At 64.3% G+C, this 22457-nt stretch carries 6 protein-coding genes; 3 read left to right on the top strand and 3 right to left on the bottom strand.

Annotated features, from left to right (window positions below):
- Positions 1–100 precede the first annotated feature (100 nt).
- The 3 genes from CAG46_RS24540 to CAG46_RS24530 all read right to left on the bottom strand — a co-directional run bounded on the left by CAG46_RS24540 (position 101) and on the right by CAG46_RS24530 (position 6759).
- Positions 101–1054: an arsenic resistance protein gene (locus CAG46_RS24540; RefSeq protein ID WP_085618670.1), complete on the bottom strand. Its 954-nt coding sequence runs from the start codon at positions 1052–1054 to the stop codon at positions 101–103.
- Positions 1055–1332: 278 nt separating this feature from the next.
- A complete protein-coding gene (gene glyA, locus CAG46_RS24535; protein WP_025337620.1) occupies positions 1333–2586 on the bottom strand; it encodes a serine hydroxymethyltransferase in 1254 nt (417 codons plus the stop codon).
- A 342-nt stretch (positions 2587–2928) separates the two neighbouring features.
- A complete protein-coding gene (locus tag CAG46_RS24530) occupies positions 2929–6759 on the bottom strand; it encodes a bifunctional diguanylate cyclase/phosphodiesterase (protein ID WP_085618668.1) in 3831 nt (1276 codons plus the stop codon).
- 248 nt (positions 6760–7007) lie between these two features.
- Here CAG46_RS24530 and CAG46_RS24525 point away from each other — a divergent pair, with 248 nt between their 5' ends.
- The 3 genes from CAG46_RS24525 to CAG46_RS24515 all read left to right on the top strand — a co-directional run bounded on the left by CAG46_RS24525 (position 7008) and on the right by CAG46_RS24515 (position 22450).
- Positions 7008–7415 (top strand): hypothetical protein, encoded by a 408-nt coding sequence (locus CAG46_RS24525; protein ID WP_085618666.1) that lies wholly within the window; start codon positions 7008–7010, stop codon positions 7413–7415.
- A 210-nt stretch (positions 7416–7625) separates the two neighbouring features.
- Complete coding sequence (locus CAG46_RS24520) at positions 7626–9356, top strand: ShlB/FhaC/HecB family hemolysin secretion/activation protein (protein WP_046616162.1); 1731 nt, start codon at positions 7626–7628, stop codon at positions 9354–9356.
- A gap of 23 nt (positions 9357–9379) precedes the next feature.
- Positions 9380–22450: a hemagglutinin repeat-containing protein gene (locus CAG46_RS24515; protein WP_085618664.1), complete on the top strand. Its 13071-nt coding sequence runs from the start codon at positions 9380–9382 to the stop codon at positions 22448–22450.
- The last annotated feature ends 7 nt before the right edge of the window (positions 22451–22457 follow it).

Here is a 22457-nt window from a genome sequence, read left to right as displayed (position 1 = left end):
CGCAGGCCTGGGGACTTGCGCTGCACCTGTGGGAGCTGGCTTGCCGGCGATGAGGCCAGCGCAGGCAGCACAGACTGTTGCTCTGGCGTGCGCTGGCGGATCAGCGTACGAACAGCGGCACTGCCCTTACGTAAACCAGTTCACACACTAGCTCCACCAGCGTCTGGGTAATCACCGCAGCGGCGGCCAGCCCGCGCATGTCTTCCGGCAACGCCAGCGCCAATGGCAGCACCACCAGCGAGTTGCGCGTGGCGGCGCTGAAAGTTACCGCGCGTGTCTCGGTCACTGGCAAGCGCAGCAAGCGCGATGCAACGAACCCGAGCACCGGCGCCAACAGCATGAAGCCGATGTACACCGGAATCACCGGCAGCAAACGGTCGAAATCACGCAGCACCACGGCAATCTGCGAGGCGATCACTACCACCAGCACCAGGGCCATGGCGGGTACCGGCATCCACGCCCAGGCGTCGTTCCAGATCGAGACCGTGCGCGAGCGACGGGCGCCGGCGCTGGTGAGCACGGCAAGCGCCATAGGCAGTACGATCAGCAGCACGAAGGCTTCCAGGAACGGGGTGATGGAGATGGCCACATTGCTGCTCTCACCCAGCATTAGGGCCAGGTAGAGCGGCAGCAGCGCCAGCTGCACCAACAGCAGCACGGGGGTGGCGGCCAGTGTCAGGCGGGAGTCGCCTTTGCCGATGTGGGTGAACACCACCACGTAGTCGATGCACGGTGTCAGCAGCACCAGCAAGGCGCCGACGAGTATCGCCGGGTGTGCCACCAGCCCACGGGTGATGGCCCATACCAGCAGCGGCACGAAGATGAAGTTGGCCAGCAGCAAGGCGCTGATGAAGCGGCGGTTGCTCAGGCCTTGGCGCAGGTCGAGGAAGGGGATCTGCAGGAACATCGCGTACATCAGCGCGGCGATAGCGGGGGTGACCAGCGCTTCCAGGAGCTGCGCAGCGTCGCTGGTCAGCAGGCCGAACGTGACGGCGGCGAGCACGGCGACGAAGTAGATCGGGACCTGGTGGGTTTCGAGTTGCTCTCTGGTCAAGGTACGGCCTGTGCTCGGTGGTATGGAGGAGGCACAGGGTAATACCTGCTGCCAGTAGGGGGCGCGGTTTTTTGTGGGAGCGGCCTTGTGTCGCGAAAGGACCGCAAAGCGGTCCCGGCGATCTCGATGGTGAAGTTGCAATCGTGGGGCCGCTGCGCGCCCCTTTCGCGACACAAGGCCGCTCCCACATTGACCGCATCGACTTCAAGTCATGCCGCCTGAGTCAAACGAAAAAGCCCGGCACTAGGCCGGGCTTTTTCCTGTCAGGCAATCGCCAATCAGTTGCCGTAAACCGGCAGCTTCTTGCAGATGGCCTTGACCTTCTCACGCACGGCGTCGATCACCGCTTCGTTGTTCAGGTCTGCCAGGATGTCGCAGATCCAGCCAGCCAGCTCGCGGCACTCGGCTTCCTTGAAACCACGGGTGGTAACGGCTGGGGTGCCGAAACGCAGGCCCGAGGTGACGAACGGGGAACGTGGGTCGTTCGGTACCGAGTTCTTGTTGACGGTGATGAAGGCTTTGCCCAGGGCGGCGTCAGCGTCCTTGCCGGAGATTTCCTGCTTGATCAGCGACAGCAGGAACAGGTGGTTCTGGGTGCCACCGGAAACCACGTCGAAACCACGCTCGATGAACACGCTGGCCATGGCCTGGGCGTTCTTCACGACCTGCTGCTGGTAAGCCTTGAACTCAGGCTGCAGGGCTTCCTTGAAGCAGATGGCCTTGGCAGCGATGACGTGCTCCAGCGGGCCACCCTGGGCGCCAGGGAAGACGGCGGAGTTCAGCTTCTTCTCGATCTCTTCGTTCTTGCGAGCGAGGATCAGGCCGCCGCGCGGGCCGCGCAGGGTCTTGTGGGTGGTGGTGGTGACCACGTCGGCGAACGGAACTGGGTTCGGGTACACGCCAGCGGCAACCAGGCCGGCAACGTGGGCCATGTCGACGAACAGGTAGGCACCGACCTTGTCGGCGATGGCGCGGAAGCGGGCGAAGTCCAGAACCTGCGAGTAGGCCGAGAAGCCGGCAACGATCATCTTCGGCTTGTGCTCGACAGCCAGGCGCTCGACTTCGTCGTAGTCGATCAGGCCGTTGCCGTCGATGCCGTACTGGATGGCGTTGTACAGCTTGCCCGAGGAGCTTACCGAAGCACCGTGGGTCAGGTGGCCACCGTGGGCCAGGCTCATGCCCAGGATGGTGTCACCGGCCGACAGCAGGGCCAGGTAGACGGCGGCGTTGGCCTGGGAGCCGGCGTGCGGCTGGACGTTGGCGTAGTCGGCGCCGAACAGTTCCTTGGCACGGTCGATGGCCAGCTGCTCGACGACGTCGACATACTCGCAACCACCGTAGTAGCGCTTGCCCGGGTAGCCTTCGGCGTACTTGTTGGTCAGGACCGAGCCCTGGGCCTCCATGACTGCCGGGCTGGTGTAGTTTTCCGAAGCGATCAGCTCGATATGCTCTTCCTGGCGCAGAGCTTCTTGCTGCATGGCTTCGAAGAGCTCGGCGTCGTACTTGGCAATGGTCAAATCACGGCTGAACATGGCGGTCCTCAAGGATCGGGGTGAATTGGGGGGGCATTCTAACCGATTGATTCGCGGCTGGCATATGAAGTGGCATCAAGTCGCGGACCAATGGGCTTCATGTTGCATCCCGCGCCGTGTCTGGGCTGGGCGGGAACTGGAGTTGACTCGAAGGTCCGTTTTTACAGGTGCGCTTCTCAGGCCGGGCGCGGTCCCTGTAGGAGCGGCCTTGTGTCGCGAAAGGGGCGCGCAGCGGCCCCACGATTGCAGCGTTGCCGCCGAAATTGTCGGGACCGCGTTGCGGTCCTTTCGCGACGCAAGGCCGCTCCTACAAGAGTCCGCGCACGCCAGGAGGCGTCGGGGTCAATGGAACATGAACAGCTTCTCGTTGGCGAACTGCGCCTCGAACTGATGCGCCGGCATCGGCCGCCCGAACAGGTAGCCCTGCACCTCGTCGCAACCATGCTCGCGCAGGAACTCCAGCTGCTCGTGTGTTTCCACCCCTTCGGCGATCACCGCCAGGTTGAGGCTGTGGGCCATGGCGATGATCGCCCGGGCAATCTGCGCATCCTGCTCGCCTTCAGGCAGGCCGTCGACGAAGGTGCGGTCGATCTTCAACACGTCGATCGGGAACTGCTTGAGGTAGTTCAGCGACGAGTAGCCGGTGCCGAAGTCGTCCACCGCGATGCTCAGGCCGAGGTTTTTCAGGCTGGCGAGAATCTGCATGGCTTCGTTCACTTCGCGCATCAGGATGCTTTCGGTCAGCTCCAGCTCCAGGCACGCCGGTGGCAGGCCGGTTTCTTCCAGAATGGTGGCGATGCGCGTGCCCAGCTGGCCGTCGGAGAACTGCCGTGCCGAGATGTTCACCGACACCTTGGGCACGCGCACCTTGGCCTTGTGCCAGGCCTTGAGCTGGCGGCTGGCCTCGCGCAGCACCCAGTCGCCCACATCCACCACCAGGCCCAGTTCTTCGATCACCGGGATGAAATCGCCCGGCGGCACCAGGCCGCGGGTCGGGTGGCGCCAGCGCAGCAGGGCTTCGGCGCCGGTCAGGCGCTTGCCGTCGCCGCTGAACTGCGGCTGGTAGTAGAGGATGAACTCGTTCTGCTCCATGGCATGGCGCAGGTCGCTCTCCAGCTCCAGGCGTTCCAGGGCACTGGCGTTCATCTCCGCCTGGTAGAACTGGAAGTTGTTCTTGCCGCGCTCCTTGGCGTGGTACATGGCGGTGTCGGCGTTTTTCATCAGCTGGCTCAGCTCGCTGCCGTCCTGCGGGCTGAGGGCGATGCCGATACTGGCGGTAACGAAGAACTCGCGGTTTTCCAGCACGAACGGCCGCACCAGGCTGCCGAGGATGTTCTCGGCCACGTGGATGGCGCGGTTGAGTGCCATCTCGCGGGTAGCGCGCGGTTGCAGCAGCAGGGTGAACTCGTCGCCGCCCATGCGCGCCACGGTGTCGTCGTTGTCCACGCAGGCCAGCAGGCGCTGGGCCATGTCCTTGAGCATGCGGTCGCCGGCAGCGTGGCCGAGGGAGTCGTTGATCGGCTTGAAGCGGTCCAGGTCGAGGAACATCAGCACCACCCAGGCCTTTTGCCGCTCGGCCTGCTGCAGGGCGTTGTACAGGCGGTCCTGGAACAACGTGCGGTTGGGCAGGTGGGTGAGGGCGTCGTAGTAGGCCAGGCGGTGGATGCGCTGTTCGCTGGCCTTGCGCTCGCTGATGTCGGTGAAGAAGCACACGTAGCTGGCCAGGTCGCCTTCGTCGTCCAGCACCGCGGTAATGCCGACCCAGGCCGGATAGTGGTCGCCGTCGCGGCGCTTGAGCCACACCTCGCCCTCCCAGCTGCCGCGCTGGTAAAGCTGCTTGACCACGTAGCGCAGGTGGCCTTCCTGCTGCTCATCGACGGTAAGCATGCCCGGCAACTGGTCGAGCACCTCGCTGACGGCGTAGCCACTGACGCGGCTGAACGCTTCGTTGGCCTGGACGATATAGCCGGCCGGGTCGGTGATGAGGATGGCCGAGGTGGAGTGCTCGAATACCGTCGCGGCCATGCGCAGGTCTTTTTCGGCGCGGCGTTGCTGGCTGATGTCGCGGCCCACCCCGAGCACGCCTTCGAAGCGTTCTTCATCGTCCCACACCAGCACCAGGCGCAGTTCGATGGGGATCTTGCGGCCATCGGCGCGCAGGCAGTCGAACAGGAACAGTTGGGTGGGCAGCTGGCTGCGTAGCTGGGCCAGCTGGGCCGGGTCGCCCATGGCCTTGCTGACGCGCTCCATCAGGCTGTAGATACCGGTGAGCTGGGACGGGTTGGCGACGATCGACTGCCAGCCGTTGGCGAAGATCCAGTCGGCCTGGTAGCCCAGCACGGCCTGCACCGAGGGGCTTACGTAGTTGAGCTGGAGCAGCCTGTCGGTGGAGAAGATCACGTCGCTGATGCTTTCGGCGAGCATGCGGTAGCGCTGTTCGCTGTCGCGCAGCGACTGGCTGGCCTCGATCTGCACCGTCACGTCCTTGCCCACGCCGATGATGCGCGTCACCAGGCCATCGGCGTCGCGGGTCAGCACTTGTTCGCGGATGTCGTAGCAGCGCCAGCCGCCATCACGGTGGCGGAAGCGCAGCTGGCAGTGCAGCGGCTGGTCATGGCCGCTGTCGCGCTGTTGCTGGCGCAGCGCCTGGTAGTGCGCGGCGTCCTCGGGGTGCAGCAGCAGCTCCCAGAAGCGGTCGCCCATCTGCGCCAGCTCGGTACGGTCGTAGCCCAGCGTCTGGCCGAGGTGGCGGTTGCTGAAAATCATTCGCTGGCTGAGCACGTCCTGCACGTACAGCTGGTCGGGCACGGTTCGCACCACGTCCGACCAGAAGCTTTCGCGCTCCAGCAACGACAGCTCCACCTGCTTGCGGCTGGTGATGTCGCTTATGCTGAGGATGACTGCCTGGTAATCGCGGCGCTGCTGCGGCAGGCGGGCCATCAGCCACAGGTGCAGCTCGCCACCCAGTGGCGCCGGCAGGCGCACTTCCAGCTCCAGCAGCGGGCGCTGCTCGATCAGCGCGTCGATCAGTTGCATGCCGATGCTGTCGCGGCCATCGCCAGTGCCGTCGATCAGGCGCTGCCAGGCACCTTCGTGGCTGTCGATGTTCAACAACTGGCGGGCCACCTGGTTGATCTCGGTGATCTTCAGCTCCAGCAGCAGCGAGCGGCGCAGGTTGGGGTCCAGGGCCAGGCTGTGCTTGAGCGCGGCACGGTTGCGCAGGTGGTAGCGGTCGAGTTGGCCGGGCAGGCTGGACAGGTCGAGCACGCACAAGGCCACGCCGGTGCCTTCGAAGATTTCCTGGTAGCGCCGGCGGTCTTCCTGCAGCGCCCGTTGGCGGCGGCGCATGTTGATCAGGGCCAACACCGGCAGCAGGGCGCAGAACAGCACCAGCAGGCATTTGCCGAGCAGCGCCGGCAGCAGCTTCTGCTGGGCCAGCTTGGCGTCGAACAGGCCGCGCAACTGCCAGGTACTGTTGTCGATGAAGGCCAGCATCACGCTTTGCAGCGGCTCGTTGCTGGTGTCGGCTGGCGCATGGCTTTGCAGTACCTCGCCGTTGCGGCTGTTTTCCAGCAGCCACAGCGGGTGGCCGGCACCATCCAGATGGAGGGTGAGGGTGCGGTAATAGTCCGGCGAAAGGCGCAGCAGCCAGTAGCCGCGGCCCTGTTCGGTGGCCTGGCGTAGCAACAGGTAGAGGGTGCGGTTGTCGGCCGAATTGGTGAAGAAGTACGGGCTGCCCTGGTTCAGCCTGAGCAGCTCGTCAAGCAAATGGCGGTCGGGGCTGCCGGCCAGGCTGTCGGCCTGCACCTGCCCGGTAGCGTCTAGCCAGGCCATGCTCTGCAGGGCCGGCAGGCGCTCGCGCAGGGTGCCCAGCAGGCTGGGCAGGGCCGAGGGCGTCGGCGCCTTGACGTAAGGCTGCACCACATTCACGGCCTGCTGGGCCTTGAACGCCATGTTCAGGCTCAGGTGGTCGGCCAGTTCGGCGGTGGCATCCAGGCTCTGTTTGCGCAGGTCGGCCTGGGTATGGTTGAACTGGGCGAACAGCTGCCACAGCAGCAGGCCCAGCAGGATCAGGGCCAGCAGCGCCAGCGCACCCTTGATCGACCCGCGCAGCGAGGCGACGGGCGCCTGTGGCGCGGAACGCAATGACGACGGATGAGTAAGATTGGTCAAGCGTTGATCCTGCGATTGGGCTGGCGATGGCAGGGATGGATCATGCACGGTGTGTGCCGGTGTCTGGTTGCCAGACAGCGGTGGCGCACTATAAGGCCGGACACCCGAAACGAGCTAGCATGCCTAGGATTATGGCAAAGTGCCAGCCAATGTGACCGGTGGTGCCTGCCCGGTGGTTCGGCAAGCCCCTGCAACCTGTGCGAGAATAGCGCCCGCTTCAAATGACAACGCATCGGAGATGTTCGGTTTTGGTTACTCACTTTTCCTCCAATGGCCTCGATTCCGCCTGCGGGCGCAGCAGTCAGACCCTTGTCAGCACTGCCGTGACCGAGGACGTATCCTGCAAGTCTTGCCAGCGTTCGCTGAGCAAACCCGAGGCGGCAGCTGTCGCCAAGAGCAAGAGCCCTTCGCTGGCTGAACTGCGCAAGACCGCCAAGGCGGCAGCTGAGCCGGTGGTGGCTGTGGCTGCGGCCAGCAAGCCCGCCGCCAAGGTCGTCGGTACTGCGCCTGCGGCGGCCAAACCGGCCCAGGTGGTCGAACAGCAGCCTGCCCGTAACGGTGGCTTCAGCGTGAAATCGGCCTGGGCCGCGCGCCTGGCCGAGCAGGGCGAGCGCTGCCGGTTGCCGCGCGGCAAGGCCAGGCAGCGTCACGTCTGAGTCATCTCAAGACCTGTGCGGTCCCTGTGTGGGGCTTCAGCCGCGAAGAGGCCGGCACAGGTCATGAGTTTCCCAATCATTCAATCGATCCTGCCTCCACCTTCAACCCTTGCTTACCCTACCGTGCGTCGATGGCTTATTGATGCCATGGGAATGCCCGAATAAACTCGTCGGCTTTTCGCTCTACCGCTCTATTTCGAAGGATCGAACATGTTTTTCCCCTCCCTGGGTCAGCGCGGCATGGGCTGGCTTGCATGCGCGTTTCTTGCCACTTTGGCAAATGTTGCCTCCGCTGCGCCGATGGGGACACCCGGCGACCAGGAGCTGATTCGTGACCGTCAGAACCGCCTGCTTGAAGAGCAGCAGCGGCGTCTGGAACAGTTGCAGGAGCTACCTGGCCGGGGCGCCGAGCCGGTCGCGCCGGTCAAACCCGATGACAGCCGCTGTTTTCCGATCAGCGATATCGTGCTGGAGGGTGCTGATGCGCTCTCCACGTCGGAACGCGAGCGCCTGCTCAAACCCTATCTTGGCCAGTGCCTTGGTGTCACGCAGCTGAACGCGCTGCTCAAGAGCGTTACCGATCTTTATATTCAGAAAGGCCTGGTCACCAGCCGTGCCTACCTGCCCCAGCAGGACCTGTCCAACGGCCGCCTGAAGGTCATCGTGGTGGAGGGCCGTCTCGAAGGCCTGAAGCCGGCAGAAGGCAGCAAGCTTTCCCCTCGTGAGCTGGCCATGAGCTTTCCGGGCGGCACCGGCGAGCTGCTGAACCTGCGCCAGATCGAACAGATGGTCGATCAGCTCAACCGCCTGCCATCGAACCAGGCACAAATGGAACTGACCCCCGGCAAGGCGGTGGGCGGCAGCGAAGTGGTGGTGCGCAACGCCCCACAAAAGCCATGGCGCGTGGGCCTGTCGCGAAGCAACGATGGCCAGCGCAGCACCGGCGAGCAGCAATGGGGCAGCAGCCTGGAATGGGACAGCCCGCTTGGCTTGGCCGACCAACTGGTTTTGCGTGGCAGCCACGATGCCATCAGCGACCACCAGAAGACCTCGCGCAGCGCCATGCTCTACTACAACCTGCCATTCGGCTGGTGGAACCTCAGCTACAGCTACAGCCAGAGCGAGTACCGTTCGCTGGGCGAGGCTTCAGGCTTCAATTTCAAGCAGGACGGTGACAGCCAGAACCACCAGCTGCGGCTGGAACGGGTGATACACCGCGATGCAATGAGCAAGACTTCGCTCAACACCGGCCTGAGCTACTTGCGCACCAACAACTTCATCGAAGACAGCAAGCTGGACACCAGCAGCAACCGCTTGAGTGAAGCGCAGTTCGGCATCAACCACGGGCGGCGGGTCGGCAATGCGTTCGTGAACGTCGACCTGGGCATGCAGAACGGCATCGGTGCCTTCGATGCCCAGGGCGAAGACCAGCGCAGCAGCACCGGCAAGCGCCTGCCCAACGCTCGGTACCGCAAGTACACCGCTACGGTCAGCTACCTGCAGCCGTTCAAGCTGTGGGGTGAGTCGCTGGTGTTCAGCAGCCTGGTCACTGGCCAGCGCAGTGAAGACCTGCTGTTCAGCTCGCAACGCATGAGCCTGGGCAGCCAGTCCTCGATCCGTGGCTACAAGGACCAGAGCCTGAACGGAGACAGTGGCTATTACTGGCGCAACGATGTGCGCTGGAGCCGGCCGGTGGCCTGGGACTGGCTGCAACCCGTGCTGGCCGAATATGGCCTGGGGCTGGCCTACGACGTCGGCGCGATTCGCCATGATCGCTACAACAGCGGGCAAAGTGGCCGGCTGTCCAGCGATGCGGTCGAGCTGTTCGCTCGCGGCAAGCACCTGTCCGCCAGCGTGACCTTTGCCCACTCCCTCGAGCGGCCCGCCGCAATCGAAGCACGCGAGGCACCGGTTTACTTCCGCCTGGACATCTTCCTTTAACAGCGCTTTTCCCGAGTACCGACATGGACGTTCGTCAATTCGCCTTCCTGGCCCGTCAGCCTTCGGCTGCCCTGCAAACACGCCGCACCTTCTGGGGCCTGTCCAAGCGTGGGCTGGCTTTCATGCTGGCCAACATGATGTTCTGGCAGCCGCTGGTGGCCATGGCCGACGGCATCGTGGTCAACGGCAGTGGCACCAGCCTCGGGCAGGCAGGCAACGGCGTGCCCATTGTCAATATCGCTGCACCCAGCGGCGCTGGGCTGTCGCACAACAAGTTCAGTGACTACAACGTCGGCCAGCAAGGCGTAATCCTCAACAACGCCACCGGCCGCACCCAGGCCACCCAGCTGGGCGGCATCGTTCTCGGCAACAGCAACCTGGGCGGCCGTGCGGCCAGCACCATCCTCAACGAGGTCAATGGTGGCAACCCGAGCCAGCTCAAGGGTTACACCGAGGTGGCCGGGCAGTCGGCGCATGTCATTGTCGCCAACCCCTATGGCGTAACCTGCAACGGCTGCGGCTTCATCAATACGCCCAGGGCCACGCTGACGACCGGCAAGCCGGTAGTCGAAAATGGGCAACTGCAGCGCTATCAGGTGGAGCAAGGCAGTGTCGCCATCGAAGGCGCCGGGCTCAATGCCAGCAACATCGACCAGTTCGAGATCATCACCCGCAGCGCCAGAATCAACGCCCAGATCCAGGCCCGCCAGCTGGCGGTGGTCGCCGGCAGCAACGACGTAGATGCGCAGAGCCTGGCCGCCACCGCACGTGCCGCCGACTCGGCCCAGGCGCCGCAGTTGGCCATCGATTCCTCGGCACTGGGCGGCATGTACGCCAACACCATCAAGCTGGTAGGTACCGAAGCCGGCGTGGGGGTGAAGCTCGACGGCAAGCTGATTGCCAGCGGCGGCGATATCCAACTAGATGCCAACGGCCAGCTGCGCATGGCCGAGGCCACCGCAGCCAAGGGCTCGGTGGCGATCACGGCCAGCCAGCTCGATGCCCAGGGCGGGGTATATGCCGGCAACGAACTGAAAGTGCGCACCCAGGGCGACCTGAACAATCGCCAGTCGCTCGCTGCCGGTCAACGCATCAGCCTGGACAGCGCAGGGCGGCTGAGCAACCAAGGCATCATCGAAGCGGGCGTCAACGCCGACAACAGCCGCAATACCACCGGCGACGCACGCCTGAACGCCAGGCACATCGATAACCATGGCAACACCGTGGTGGCCAGCCGCGATCTCAGCGTCACGGCGCAGCAAAGCCTGAACAACCAGGGCGGTACGCTCGGCGCCCGGTCTCGCCTCAGCGCAAGCGCCGATACCCTCGACAATCGCAACGCCGGCAGGCTGCTCAGCAGCGGCCAGGCGGACCTCACAGCCTCACGCCTGAACAATGCCCAAGGCGGGCTGATCGACGGCGCCAGCGTGAACGCCAAGGTTGGCCAGCTGGACAACGCCGCCGGCAGCGTGCGCGCGGGCCAACACCTGGCTCTGACGGCCAGCGGCGCGGTGGATAACCGTGGTGGCCAGCTGACCAGTCTGCAGACCCTGAACCTCAACGCTGGCCAGGTAAACAATAGCGACAGCGGGCGCATTGCCAGCAACCAGGCACTAAGCGCCAGTGTCACGGGCCTCGACCAGCACAACGGCGGCAGCCTGACCAGCGTCAGCGAGCTGAGCCTGAACCTGAACAAAGGCCACCTGAACAATCAGGGTGGCCTGATCAATGCGCCAAGCCTGACCCTGAACAACCTCGACACGGTGGATAACCACAAGGGCGAAATCTCCAGCGCCCAAGCGTTTGCGCTGGTGGCGCGCAGTCTCGACAACAGCCTTGGCAAGCTGCTCGGCAACCAGAACCTGAGCCTGCATCTGGACCAGGCACTGAACAACGACGGCGGGCTGGTTTCCGCTAACGGCATCAATGTGCGTGCCGCCAGCCTGGATAACCATGCGGGTACCCTGACCAGCCGTGCCGACCTGGCGCTGCAAGTGACCGGTAACAGCAACAACCAGTCAGGCGAGATTTCCAGCGTCGGTACCACCACCCTCAAAGGTGGCAGCCTCGACAACCGCGGTGGCCAGGTCACCGGCGATGCGGCCTTGCAGGTAGCGCTGGGCGACGCCCTGGACAATCGCCGAGGCCTGCTCGGATCGGCCGGGGGCGTCCACCTGCAGGCCGCCAGCCTGGACAACCGCGAGGCCGGCAACCTGGTCAGCGACGCGGGCCTGAGCGCCGAGGTCACCCGCTTGCTGGACAACCAGCAAGGCGAGATCAGCGCCAAAGGCAACATCGACCTGCGCGCGGCCAAACTCGACAACCGTGCCGGCAAACTGCGCGCCGGCCAGCAGGCGAGCCTGAATGTCGAGCAACTGGACAACCGCCAGCAAGGGCTGCTGAACAGCCTGGCCGCACTCAGCTACAAGGGTTTGCAACTGGACAACCGTGGTGGCCTGCTAAGCGCCGCCGGGCCGGTGCGCCTGCAAGCCGGCAGCCTGGACAATAGCGGCGGTCGTATTTCCAGCCAGCGCACACTGCTGGCCCAGTTCGGGCAAATGATCAACCAAGGTGGCGAGCTGGTTGCCCAGGGCGACCTGTTGCTGGCCGGCAGCTACCTGGACAACCGCGCCAAAGGCTTGATCGGTGGCACCAGCGCGTTACGGCTGAATGTTGCCGAAATCGACAACCGTGGCGGAGAAATCTCCACCACCAAGGCGTTGGCCATGCAAGGCACCCGCCTGGACAACAGCGACAGCGGCAAGGTCCTGGCCGGCAGCGCCCTGCAACTGCAGATGACCGAGGTGCTCAACCGCAACCTGGGCCTGCTGTCGGCCACCGGGCCGCTGACCCTAAGCGGCCAGCAGCTGGACAACGGCCAAGGGCGTCTGGTCAGTGGTGGCGACCTGGACGTTGGCCTGGTTGGCGGGTTAACCAACCAGCAGGGACTGATCAGTGCCGAAGGGCGCCTGGGCGTTACCGTCGGCAAGCTGGACAACAGCAGCGGCAAGCTCTCCAGCGCTGCCGGCCTTTCGCTGACCAGCGCCGGCACGCTGCTCAACCGCAACGGCTCGATCACTACCGACGCCGGTCTGGCGCTGACCAGCCAAAGCCTCGACAACGGCCAGGCCGGCTTGCTCAGCAGCAAGGGCGCGGCCAAGGTCGTTACCGGCACCTTCGACAACGGCGAGGGCGCGCAACTGGTCAGTGGCGACCGCCTCGACCTTGAGGCCGGCCAGCTCAATAACGGCCAGGGCAGCCGCATCGCCAGTGAAAAGGCGCTGGTCGCCAGCGTCACCGGCCTCGCTCAGGACGGTGGCCAACTGTTCAGCAAAACTGCGCTGACCCTCGACCTGAACCACGGCCAGCTGCGCAACCGACAGGGGCTGATCAACGCGCCGCTGCTGGTGCTTAACAACCTTGCCAAGGTGGATAACCAGCAAGGCGAAATCTCCAGTGCCCAAGCATTCACCCTGGCAGCACGCAGCCTGGACAACAGCAACGGCCGGCTGATCGGCCAGCAAGGCCTGACCCTGCGCATCGACCAGGCACTTAACAACCTCAAGGGCCTGGTAGCGGCCAATGGCCTGAACCTGCGCAGCGCCAGCCTGGACAACAGCCTGGGCTTGATCAGCAGCCGCGCCGGCCTGGACCTGGCCGTCGACGGCGAACTGCGCAATCAGGGTGGTACGCTGATCGCAGATGATCGCCTGCACATGCAGGCCGGCAGCCTGCTGAACCAGCAGGGGCAGGTTTCCGCTGCGGGCGAGTTGCAAGCGCGAATTGGCACCCTCGATAACCAGGCCGGTGTGCTGGTTGCCTCTGGGTACCTGAAACTGTCCGGTGACCAGCTCGACAACCGCCAGGGTGGCCTGATCGGTTCGAGCCAGGGCCTGGACTTGCAGGTGGCGGTGGTAGACAACCGCGCCGGGGAGCTGTCGAGCAAGGCGGACGTCATCCTCGGCGGTACCCGCCTGGACAACAGTGACGGCGGCAAGGTGCTGGCCGACGGCAACCTGCAAGTCGCCGTCGCCGAGGTGATCAACCGTAGCAAAGGCATGCTCTCGGGCAAGGCCGGCCTGGGCTTGACCGGTAACAGCCTGGACAACGTCGGCGGCCTGCTGCTCAGCCAGCACGCCATCGATGCCACGCTACAAGGCGCACTCGACAACCGTCAGGGCCTGATCAGTGCCGAAGGTAGCTTGGGCCTGGCGAGCAACGCACTCGACAACCGCGGCGGCAGTGTTTCCAGCGCGGGGGCGATGACCCTCAAGCACACCGGCAACGTCCTCAACCAGGGCGGGGAATTGGTCACCGATGCAGCGCTGCAACTGAGCGCGGGCCAGGTCACCAACACCGACCAGGGAACCATCAGCGCCAAGGGACCGGCCAGCATCGACGCCGACAGTCTCGACAACAGCCGCAAAGGCCGGATCGAAAGCGGCGCCAGCCTGGGCCTGATCACCGGCCAGATGAGCAACCGCGATGGCGGCCGAATTGCCAGCGACGGCGCCCTGTTGGTCAACGCCAGCGGCCTTGACCAGCAAGGTGGACAGCTGTTCAGCAACAGCGCATTGACCCTGGACCTCAACCATGGCCAGCTGGATAACCGCCACGGGCTGATCAACGCCCCGATGCTGGTACTGAAGAACCTCGATGGGGTGAACAACCAGGGCGGCGAGATCTCCTCGGCCCAGACCTTCACCCTGGCTGCTCGCAGCCTGGACAACAGCAGCGGCAAGGTGCTGAGCAATCAGGCGCTGACCCTGCGTATCGACCAGGCCTTGCAAAACATCAAAGGCCTGGTCGCTGCCGAAACCCTGCATACCCGTGCTGCAAGCCTGGACAATACCGGTGGCACGCTGACCAGCCGTGGTGGCCTCGACCTGCAGTTGGCCGACAGCCTGAACAACAGCCAGCAAGGCCTGATCAACGCCGCTGGCCTGCTGGACATTGCAGCCCGCGCTGTCGACAACCAGGCAGGCTCGCTGTTGGGCAACGCCATTCGCATCGATTTCGGCAGTGCCACTGGCGACCTGAACAACGATGGTGGCCTGATCACCACCGATGGCCCGCTGGCCCTCGACCGCCTGCGCGACCTGAGCAACCGCGGCGGTGAAATTTCCTCGCGGCAGGACCTTGCCCTGGCCGGCCGTGCCCTGGACAACAGCGCTGGCAAGCTGATCAGCAGCGGCCAGCTGAATGTCACCGCCCAGCGCCTGCTGAACCAGGGCGGACTGGTCTCGGGCTGGCGGGGCCTGGGCGTAAATCTGGGCAGCCTCGACAACCGCAACCAGGGCACCCTGTCCAGCCGCGATGGCGCGTTGGACGCCGCAGTCAGCGGCGACCTGCAGAACAGCGCTGGTGGTGCGCTGGTCAGCCAGCAAACCCTGAACGTGGCAGCGGCGAACCTCGACAACAGTGGTGCCGGCATCCTGTCCAGTGGCGGCGCGCAGCGCCTGACCATCAGCGGGCTGCTGAACAACGGCCAGGGTGGCCTGATCGACAGCGGCGCGGCGCTGGCCCTCAACGCCATGGCGCTGGGCAACGGCGCCGGCAGCATCAGCGCCCGTCAGGCACTCGATGTGAATGCCGGTAGCCTGGACAACAGCGCCGGCAGCCTGATTGGCAATGCGGCCGTCACCCTCAAGCTGCTCGGCGCCCTTGCCAACAAGAACGGCAAGCTTGCCAGCGCCGGCCCCCTGCGCATCGACAATGCCACGCAAATCGACAACCAGGGTGGCCAGATCGCCAGTCAGGGCCTGCTGAGCCTGTTCGCCAGCAGCCTGGACAACCGCAATCGCGGTACCGTGGCGGCTAGCCAGCAACTGACCCTGGCCGTTGACGGCCAGCTGCTCAACAGCGCCGACGGCCTGATCTACAGCCAGAACGGCGGCGCCGATGTGCGTGCCGCCAGCTTTGGCAACACCAAGGGCACTTTGCAGAGCCAGGGTGCCTTGCAACTGGTGACCGGTGATGTCGACAACCAGAGTGGCCGTATCCTGGCCGACGCTGGCAACCTCGACGTCACGGCCGGCAACCTGGACAACCGTGGCGGCGTGCTTTCCAGCCTGCAAGGCAAGTTGGTCGCCGACCTGCGCGGTGTGCTGAACAACGGTTATGACCTGAACAACAACCGCCAGGGTGGCGTCACGCAGGCCCAGGCCCTCGACCTCAAGGTACTGGGTGGCATCGACAACTATGGCGGGCGAATTGCTGCACAAGCTGGTGATGCCTTGGTCAGCACCGCCGATTTCGACAACCGCAACGGCGGCCTTTATGCCCAAGGGCTGGTCAAGGTCACAGGTGGCAACTTCGACAACAGCGGCGACAACGATGGCCAGATCGCCGGCCAACGCATCGACCTGGGCCTCAGCGGTGCGCTGAACAACCGCCTGGGCATCATTGAAAGCGACAGTACCCTGGCCATCAAGGCGGCCAGCCTCGACAACCAGACCGGCCAGTTGCGTGCCTTGGGCACAAGCGGCGCCACCCGCCTGCAGATCGGCGGCCCGTTCGACAACCGCAACGGCACGCTGGAAACCGCCAACAGCGACCTCAGCCTCGGCGTTGGCAGTTTCCTCAACGCTGGCGGCAGCCTGCTGCACGTGGGCAGCGGCAATTTCGACATCAGCACAGCCAATGTCACGGGCGCCGGCGGTAGTATCGTCACCCGGGGCGGCCTCACCCTCAACGCTGACAGCTGGAGCAACAGCAACGTTATCCAGGCCGGGCGCCTGACGCTCAATGTCGGCAACTTCAGCCAGACCGCCAACGGCCAGTTGCTGGCCAGCGAAGCGCTGGTCGGCAGCGGCAGCGACTGGAGCAACGACGGCCTGATCGCCAGTGACGGCAGCCTCAGCCTCGATCTGGCTGGCACCTACGCCGGCAACGGCCGCCTGAGCAGCCGTGGCGACCTTGGCCTGAGCGCCGCACAGGTCAACCTGAGCAACACCGGCAGCATCGCCAGCGGTGGCACCACCAGCCTCTCGGTAGTCGGGCAGTTGAACAATGCCGGCCGCCTGACGTCTGCTACCGGCCTTTCCCTCGTGGCAGGCGGCGTCAACAACCAAGGCACGCTGGGTGCCGGCGAAGCGCTGAGCGTGACTACCGGCGCCCTGGTCAACAGCGACCAGGGCCTGATTTTCAGCGGCAGGGATATGGGCCTGCGGGTCGCCAGCCTGACCAACAGCTATGCCGACGTCTACAGCCTGGGCGCCCTGACCATCGACCGGGATGGCCAGGGCGGCTTGGCCAACAGCATCGTGAACCGTTCCGGCTCGCTGCAGAGCGACCTGTCGATGAGCCTGGCAGCGAGCACCATTCAGAACGTGCGGGCGGTGCTGCAGACCGACAACAAGGGCCTCTACACCGCCCGCGTTGGCGAGGTGGCCTGCATCGAGGGCTACAACGCCGGCGACTGCGGCGGCAAACGCAACCACGTCTGGGAGATCGTCCAGCGTGACAAGTTCGAGGTGACCGACGCCAGTGCCGCCTCCAGCATCACCACCGGCGGCAACCTGACCATCCGGGGCGGCGACCTGCTCAACAGCAGCAGCACCATCGCCGCTGCCGGTAACCTGGTGGCCAGCGTCGACAACCTGATCAACAGCGGTGTGGAAACCGGCGAGACCGAAACCACCCGCATCTTCCGTTCCGAACGTACCCGCAACGCCGGGGCCTGGTACCAGCTGGCCAGCTCGATCACCAGCAAGTACTGGTACGAGAGCGCTGGTTACGACCCTGCCAACCTGGGTGGCTTGCAAGCTGACCTGGCCAGGTTCATCGGCATGACCGAAGCGGAGCTGGTGAGCCTTGGCAGCACCCGCAAACTGGCGGCAGGCGACCAAAGCTATGCCGCCATCATGCAGGCCAATGGCGCGGTGAACATCACCGCCGGCAACGGCATCGACAACAGCGTCGTGCGCCCGGGTTACGCCTACATCGGTAGCGGCGCGCGTACCGATACCACCGCACCCGGTACGGCGTTCTCCACCCGCATCACACTCAACCAGCAGCTGCCGCCGGACCTCGCCCAACAACAGGTCAACCCGCTGGCGCTGCCCGGCTTCAGCCTGCCCACTGGGCAGAACGGCTTGTTCCGCCTGAGCAGCGAGGCCGGCAGCACGACCGCCAGCGGCCCGCAAAGCTGGAGCATGGGCGGCGCCAGCCTGAGCGTCGCGCAGCGCCAGCAACCCTTGCCGCTGGCCCAGGGGCGCACGGTCAGCATCCGCGGTGCCGACCAAGCGGCAGGCAGCAGCACCACGCTGAATACGGCCGACCGCACCCAGGCGAACGTCGCCGGTAGTGCCAGCGCCGTCGACACCAGCCTGCCCGGGAACGCCGGTAGCCCCGCGCTGCCCGGCCGCTCGGCGGTGGACGACCGCATCAGCCAGGCCTCCACGCTCAACGGCCAAGGCCCGCTCACCATCGAGCGCGTGCAAGGGCTGCCCGACAGCAGCGTGCGCAGCAACCCGCACAAGTATCTGATCGAAACCAACCCGGTGCTCACCGACCTGAAGCAGTTCATGAGCTCCGACTACCTGCTGGCGAACCTTGGCTACGACCCGGATGAAAGTGCCAAGCGCCTGGGCGATGGCTTCTACGAGCAGAAGCTGATCCAGCAGGCCGTGGTCGCCCGCACCGGGCAACGCTTTATCGATGGCCAGAACAGTGACGAACAGCTGTTCAAGTACCTGATGGACAATGCCATCCAGAGCAAGCAACAGCTCAACCTGGCAGTGGGCGTGAGCCTCACCTCCGAACAGGTGGCGGCGCTGACCCATGACATCGTCTGGCTGGAAACCGCCGAGGTGAATGGCGAGCAGGTGCTGGTGCCAGTGCTTTATCTGGCGCACGGCAACAACCGTCTGGCCCCCAACGGCGCTCTGATCGCCGGCAACGACGTCAACCTGATCGCCGGCCAGAACCTTGACAACGTCGGCACCCTGCGCGCCAGCAACAACCTGTCGGCCAAGGCCGGCAACAACATGGTGAACAGCGGCCTGGTCGAGGCTGGCAACCGCCTCGACCTGCTGGCTGGCAACGATCTGGTGAACAAGGCCGGCGGCATCATCGCCGGGCGCGACGTCAGCCTCGCCGCCGTGCGTGACGTGATCAACGAACGCACTTTGACTTCACACCAGAGCAGCAACGGCAGCTACGCCCAGCAGCGCGACTTTGTCGATAACGCCGCCCGGGTGGAAGCCGCGAACAACCTGGCGATCAACGCCGGGCGCGACCTGAGCAACAACGGCGGCGTGCTCAGCAGCGCTGCCGACACCAGCCTGAAGGCCGGCCGCGATGTGAAGCTGACCTCGGTCGAGCAAGTGGTGGTAAACGACCGCGGCGTGCGCCACACCGACAGCAGCGTGACCCAGAACGGCTCGAGCGTGCAGGCCGGGCGTGACCTGAGCGTCAGCGCCGGGCGCGATATCAGCGCGGTGGCCAGTGCGATCGAGGCCAAGCGGGATGTGGCCATGGCGGCGACGGGTGATCTGCAGCTGGCAGCGGCCGCCAACGAGCAGCACTCGGCGAGCAAGACCCGGAAAGTCACCAGCCAGGAGGACCATGTCCAGCAGGTGGGCAGCACCGTGGTGGCTGGCGGCAATGTGGCATTGAAGGCTGGCGACGACCTAGCACTGAGCGCCAGCCGCGTGACGGCGGGTGATGAGGCCTACCTTTATGCCGGTGGCGATGTACAGCTGGTCGCTGAGGAGAACAGCGACTACAGCTACTACCGCAAGTCCAAGACCAGCCACTCCGGGCTATCCAGCAGCCAGAAGACCCGGATCGACAGTTCGAAGGCCATCACTCAGCAGGGCTCGTCGGTCAGTGGTGACACGGTGGTCGTTCGCGCCGGGCAGGATATCGGCGTGTCGGGCAGCAGCATCGTGTCGACCAACGACACCAGCCTGCTGGCGGGCCGTAACGTGCAGATCGATAGCGCGACCGAAACGTTCGAGCAAAGCCACTCGAGCTCGAAGAAGAAATCGGGCCTGCTCAGCAGTGGAGGCATCGGCTTCACGTTGGGCTCGACCAGCCTGGAAAAAACCTCGACCAGCACCAGTGAGAACGCCAGGGCCAGCACCATTGGCAGCGTGCTGGGCAATGTCACCATCGAGGCGGGCAAGGACCTGGGTATCAAGGGGTCGGAGGTTGTCGCCGGCAAGGTCATCACCCTGGTCGGGCAGAACGTCGAGATCGTTGCTGCTGAAAACCACAACACCAGCGAGCAGACGTCCAAGAGCAAGAGCAGCGGCTTGACCCTGGCGCTGTCCGGTACGGTTGGCAGTGCCATCGACACCGCTTACCAGACTACCAAGCAAGCGACCCGGGAAGAGGACAGCCGGCTTTCTGCACTCCAAGGTATCAAGGCCGGGCTGACCGGTGTTCAGGCCTGGCAGGCTGCCCAGCAGAGCGGTGGCATGACGGCGGATAATGCTGGCCAGTTCGTAGGTATCGCCTTATCGCTGGGCGGGCAGAAGTCGAGCTCGCGGCAGACCCAGGAACAGACCGTCGGCCAGGGCAGCAGCCTGACCAGTGGCAACGACCTGAGCATTGTGGCCACCGGCAACGGGGCCGGCAGCGGCGGGGATATCCGGGTACAAGGCAGTCAACTCAAGGCCGGCAATGACCTGCTGTTGTCCGCCGAACGCGACATCCAGCTTGAGGCTGCTGCCAATACGCAAAAGCTCGATGGCAAGAACAGCAGCAGTGGCGGCGCCATCGGCGCCAGCATTGGTGTAGGTTCCGAAGGTGCCGGTCTCAGCATCTTCGCCAATGCCAACAAGGGTGCCGGCAACGAGAAAGGCAACGGCACGACCTGGACCGAAACCACACTGGACGCCGGCAATGAGGCGACCCTGCTCAGCGGGCGGGACACGGCGCTCAAAGGGGCCCAGGTCAACGCCGCGAAAATCACCGCCGACGTAGGGCGCGACCTGACGCTGCAAAGCCTGCAGGACACCGACAACTACAAGTCCAAACAGGCCAATGTCAGCGGTGGGTTGAGCGTCACCATCATCGGTGCTGGCGGGGCAAGCGGCAGTCTCAGCGTCAGCAAGACCAAGCTCGACTCCAACTACCAGAGCGTGCAGGAGCAGACCGGTCTGTTCGCCGGCAAGGGCGGTTATCAGGTCGATGTGGGCAAGCACACCCAGCTTGACGGCAGCGTCATTGCCAGTACTGCCGACGCCGACAAGAACCGCCTGAGCACCGGCACCCTGGGCTGGAGCGATATCGCCAACAAGGCCGAGTTCAAGAGCCAGTTGGCCAGCGCCAGCATCAGCGGTGGCAACGGTGGTGCTGACACCTTCACCAGCAACATGCCAAGCGGCACGTTGATCGCCTACAACCACAGCGGCAGCGCCAGCGGCACCACATCTTCGGCCATTTCCGAAGGCGCGCTGGAAATCCGAGACCCGGGCCGGCAGCAGCAGGATGTGACCAGCCTCAGTCACGACGTCGAGCATGCCAACGACAGCATCAGCCCGATCTTCGACAAGGAGAAGGAACAGCGGCGCCTGCAGCAGGTGCAGCTTATTGGCGAAATCGGCACACAGGTATCGGACATCGTCCGCACCCAGGGGCAACTGAAGGCTGACCAGGAGGCGCGTGCGGAACTTGAAGCACACGGCATCGTGGCGCCGGGTGAAGGGGCAAGCAAGGAGGCGGTGAAGGCTTACCAGGAACAACTGGTCGCCACCGAGGCTTACCAGCGAATCATGGGTAAGTACGGCACCAGTGGTGATTACCAGCGCGTGACCCAGGCCGTGACAGCGGCACTGCAAGGGTTGGCGGGTGGTGATATCGGTTCTGCGTTGGCAGGCGCATCGGCACCGTACCTCGCGCAGGTGATCAAGAAATCCACTGGTGACAATGCTGCACTCAACGTCATGGCCCACGCAGTGTTGGGTGCCGTTGTCGCCCAAGCGCAGGGCAACTCGGCGGCAGCCGGGGCAGCGGGTGCGGCCGGCGGCGAACTGGTTGCCCGCCTGATCACTCAGCAGTTGTATGGCACCAGCGACAGCAACTCGCTCAGTGAAGAGCAGAAACAGACCGTTTCGGCGCTGTCGACGCTAGCGGCCGGGCTTTCGGGTGGTCTGGTGGAAGGTAATAGCGCTGGGGCTGTCGCGGGTGCCGGTGCGGGCCGTAACGCGGTTGAAAACAACCTGCTGGCGAACAAATACGGCGTTGAACGGCTGGATGCCGCCAGCCGGGCGTTGTATGAGAAGCTCAAGGCCGCCGGTATTGGCAGTATTGATGAGTTGCACGAGCGGTATAAAGCCTGTGGTGGAAATGGCGGCTGCGAGGTTGGTATTCGTGATGAGTACCGGCAGCAGGAGAAGCAGGCTGGGGAAAAGCTGGTTGAGCTGTACCAGAGCGGCAGGCTGAGCAAAGCGGAATATGACCTTCTGGTAACGGATTACGCCCTTGCGATGATGAGGGGGGTAGTGGACGCGCAGAAGAGCGACGCGGACGCGAGCTTCCTTGATGTCTACGCGCTGTCGGGCAGCGATTGGTCGCCAATGGGCGTTGTTGCGAATCCGTATGTGAACGCGATCAGAGCGAGTGAGCTGATTGCGGAATGGAGACGGCAAGGGTTAACTGAAGAGGCAATCAATGAACGGGCACGTCAGGACGGCTTGCTCGGCTCGACCTTGGCGCCGGTGGATGTGCCAGGGATTATTAGCCTTGTCGATAAAGGTGCTACGCGGGATGATGTAGTAAAATTAGCGGCGGTAGTGATACTAGGCAAAGCTACCAGCGGTGCAAAAGACCCCACCCGCTTTATTGATGGAGTGAAGGTCGTTGATCAAAAGACCGGAAATGTTTTACAAGGCACTGTTGATCTCGGCCCGACCATAGAGCGGATAAAATCAGGTGGTTCGTTCCCTCATCGAAACGATGGGTCTATATTTCAGAATCGTGGCGGGGATTTGCCGCAAAAACCTGCTGGCTACTATACAGAGTACGTACATCCTACCCCAGGTGTTTCAGGGCCAGGGCCTCAGCGGATAGTTGTTGGGAAGGGTGGTGAGATGTACTACACTGCAGATCATTACAAAACATTTATCCCAGTCAATAAATAAAACAAGG

It is taken from the genome of Pseudomonas sp. B23(2017) (assembly GCF_002113725.1).
GTDB classification, from domain to species: Bacteria; Pseudomonadota; Gammaproteobacteria; order Pseudomonadales; family Pseudomonadaceae; genus Aquipseudomonas; species Aquipseudomonas putida_Z.
Note: the sequence above shows the minus strand (reverse complement) of the source record. Positions and strands in the feature narration are given on the sequence as shown.

Bases quoted from the DNA above. Each gene is read 5' to 3' on its own strand.
- CAG46_RS24520 (WP_046616162.1), top strand. From the start codon at position 7,626: ATGTTTTTCCCCTCCCTGGGTCAGCGCGGCATGGGCTGGCTTGCATGC.
- glyA (WP_025337620.1), bottom strand. From the start codon at position 2,586: ATGTTCAGCCGTGATTTGACCATTGCCAAGTACGACGCCGAGCTCTTC.
- CAG46_RS24515 (WP_085618664.1), top strand. From the start codon at position 9,380: ATGGACGTTCGTCAATTCGCCTTCCTGGCCCGTCAGCCTTCGGCTGCC.